Source organism: Actinomycetota bacterium, from assembly GCA_036280995.1.
In the GTDB taxonomy this organism is placed as follows: Bacteria; Actinomycetota; CALGFH01; order CALGFH01; family CALGFH01; genus CALGFH01.
The window spans coordinates 1-3,031 of sequence record DASUPQ010000364.1 but is presented as its reverse complement, the minus strand read 5'-3'; the positions used below and the strand labels follow the sequence as shown (position 1 = coordinate 3,031).

Here is a 3,031-nt window from a genome sequence, read left to right as displayed (position 1 = left end):
GGTGCTGCGCGTGCTCTACCTCGTCTTCAACGAGGGCTACTCCGGCGACGTCGACCTCGCCGCCGAGGCGATCCGGCTCACGCGCCAGCTGGCGGCCAAGACCAACCATGAGGAGGTCGCGGGCCTGCTCGCGCTCATGCTACTCCACCACGCACGGCGCCCGGCACGGACCGGCCCTGACGGCAGGCTCGTGCCGCTTGCCGAGCAGGACCGCAGCCTGTGGAACACCCGCCTGATCGCCGAGGGCGTCGACGTGCTCCAGGCGGCCCTCGCCCGCGACGGATTGGGGGAGTTCCAGGCCCAAGCCGCCATCGCCGCGCTCCACGCCGACGCCCGGACGGCCGAGGAGACCGACTGGGTGCAGATCGTCGAGTGGTACGACGAACTGGTGCGCCTCACCGACAGCCCGGTGGCCCGCCTGAACCGGGCCGTCGCGGTCGGCGAGGCCGACGGCCCGCGGGAGGGCCTGGCCGCCCTGGCCGGGCTCGACCCCTCCCTGCCCCGCCACGCCGCCGTCGCGGCGTACCTGCACGAGCGGAACGGGAACCCGGTGACCGCAGCACGGCTCTACGCCGAAGCCGCCCGATCAGCGCCCAACCTCCCCGAACGCGACCACCTCACGCGACAAGCCGCACGGCTCAACGCGGAACTGCGCGGTTGAGCGGAGGGCGGCGGGCACCTAGCCTCGATCTTTCGTGAACTTGGCGCGTGTGATGTGCGCGGCGTGATCGGATGGGCGATCGCGGTAGGGCGCGATGGAACTCCGCGTCTGCTGCGGCTTCCGATCCTTGATCGTCGGGATGGGGCGGGAAGTCAGGTCGCCAGCGTGTCGAGTCGGTGCTGTCCGCGCAGCAGGTGATCGGCCCAGGGCCAGCCGCGGGGTAATCGCAGCAGGTGGCGGCGGCCGGTCTGGATGATGCGGCCGGCGATGTTGAGCAGCCGCAGTCGCAGCCGCTTGGGTTCCCAGGTCCGGGCGGGGGTGTCGGCGAGCGCCAGGTGCTGGGTCCAGGCGAGCAGGTCCGCGGCCATGGCGACGAGTTCGAGCCAGATCTGGTTGGCGGCGAAGTCGTGCAGCGGCAGGTTGCGGAGTCCGGTGTCTTTCAGGCAGCGGATCCGGTCCTCGGCTCGGGCCCGGAGCCGATGCTGGACCTCGAGGTCGGCGATCCGGCCGCCGCGGGCGTTGGTCGCAAACAGGGTGATCCGCCAGCCGTCGGCGTCGGTGAGACGCAGTTGGGCGCCCGGGTGCGGCCGCTCGCGGCGGGCGATGACCCGCATGCCCGGTGGCCAGGGGTCACGCGCTGGACGCAGGTGGCGGGTCAGCTCGGCGACCTGCGCGCCCGTGCGCGGGCGGCCGTCGGGGTCCAGTGCGGCCTTCCACGCCTGTCGCGGCAGCGCGGCCAGGGCATCCAGAACCGGCTGGTGGGCGTAGATGCCGACCGAATACTGCAGCCCGAGGTCATGGATGTGGTGCACGAAGGCGTGCACCCCGGCGCCACTGTCTCCGCGCACCAACACCCGGGCGCGGTGTTGGGCCGGCAGCTGCGCGAGAGCGTCGGTGAGCACGCTGATGTGGTCGGCGGCGTTGTTCGCCGTGGCGCGGCCGGTGCGCAGCAGGCCGGCGACCGGCTCGCCGGTGCCACCGGGCCCGTGGTCGAGGAAGGCCAGCAGCGGGTGGAACCCGAACGTGCGCTTCCAGGTCGGGGTCGCGCCCTCCTTCTCCGAGTGCGCTCCCACGATCGTGGCATCCAGGTCGATGATCACCGGGGCGTTCCCGGCCACCGGCGCCCGCAGCTGCCAGACCCGGGCGCGGGCGGCGGCCCGGGCAGCGCGCAGCGCGGCCAACGCGGTCGGGGCGTCGGCCGCCAGCGTGGTGATCAACCGCGAGACCGTCGGATCGGAGGCGACCTGGCCGAACAGCTCGGGTTGGGCCCGCACGACCGCCAGGTCGGCCAGGCAGTCCCCACCCAGGGCGATCGCGACCGCCAGATCGAGCACGACCTTGCCCGGATCATGGCGAGCCCGACCGGCCCGCCACGGCGCCAGCTGGGCGCTCAACGCCCGGTCCAGCCCGCTGACCCCGGCCGTCTGCGCGAGCAGCGAACCGCCCGCGGAGGAGATCAACGACTCGCTCCCAGCGACTACCTGAACCCGCCGGGAACGCCGGTTACTGTTCACCCACGGAGTGCCTCTCAGCTCGGGGATCCTGCGCCTTCGACAAGCAGCAGAATCCCAAGCTGAGCAGGCACTTCCGTGCATCTACGCCCCGTGTCGCACGACCTCAACCGGGGTCGAATGAAAGATCGAGGCTAGCTGTACTGCCCAGGCACGTTGGTCGAGATCGTGTGACGACACGGTCTGATTGCTCTTGAGCGAGGAAGACCTCCCGGCGTGGAGTGGAGCTGCTGAGAACCGCTCCATCGCCAGGAGGCCTTCATGTCCCACGCTAATGCGGCGCTGACGCCCCGAGCACGCTTGAAACTGGCTCGGTTGGTCGTCGACCGGAAGGTGCCGATCGCCGATGCGGCCCGGCGCTTCCAGGTCGCCTGGCCCACCGCCAAGCGATGGGCCAGCCGCTACCTCGAGCTCGGCGCCGCGGGCATGGTCGACCGCTCCTCGCGGCCACACCGGCAGCCGACCCGCACCCCGCAGCCGGTGGTCCGCCGCATCGTGCACGTTCGGTGGAAGCGGCGGCTGGGCCCGGTCGGCATCGCCGGCGAGCTCGGCCTGCCCGCCTCCACGGTGCACGCGGTCCTGGTCCGCTGCGGCATCAGCCGGCTGGCCCACGTCGACCGCGCGACCGGCGAGCCGGTGCGCCGCTACGAACACCCGCACCCCGGCGCGCTGCTGCACGTCGATGTCAAGAAGCTGGGCAACATCCCCGACGGCGGCGGATGGCGCAGCCACGGCCGTCAACGCGGCCAACGCAACAGCCGCCGCAGCACCCCGGTCCGCAAGGGCAACCATCCGGTGCTCGGCTACGGCTACCTGCACACCGCCATCGACGACCACTCCCGGCTGGCCTACACCGAGA

At 72.2% G+C, this 3,031-nt stretch carries 3 protein-coding genes; 2 read left to right on the top strand and 1 reads right to left on the bottom strand.

Annotated features, from left to right (window positions below; translation table 11 throughout):
* Positions 1 to 661, top strand: a 661-nt coding sequence (locus VF468_12240; GenBank protein ID HEX5879067.1) for a DUF6596 domain-containing protein, incomplete at its 5' end; no start/stop codon positions are given.
* A gap of 152 nt (positions 662 to 813) precedes the next feature.
* Here the strand turns inward: VF468_12240 and VF468_12235 are convergent.
* Entirely contained in the window at positions 814 to 2,175 is a 1,362-nt protein-coding gene (locus VF468_12235; GenBank protein HEX5879066.1) for an IS1380 family transposase, read from the bottom strand.
* A gap of 258 nt (positions 2,176 to 2,433) precedes the next feature.
* On the opposite strand from VF468_12235, the gene VF468_12230 reads away from it, so the two are divergent.
* Positions 2,434 to 3,031 (top strand): leucine zipper domain-containing protein (locus tag VF468_12230; GenBank protein ID HEX5879065.1); only part of this gene is annotated, 598 nt, incomplete at its 3' end.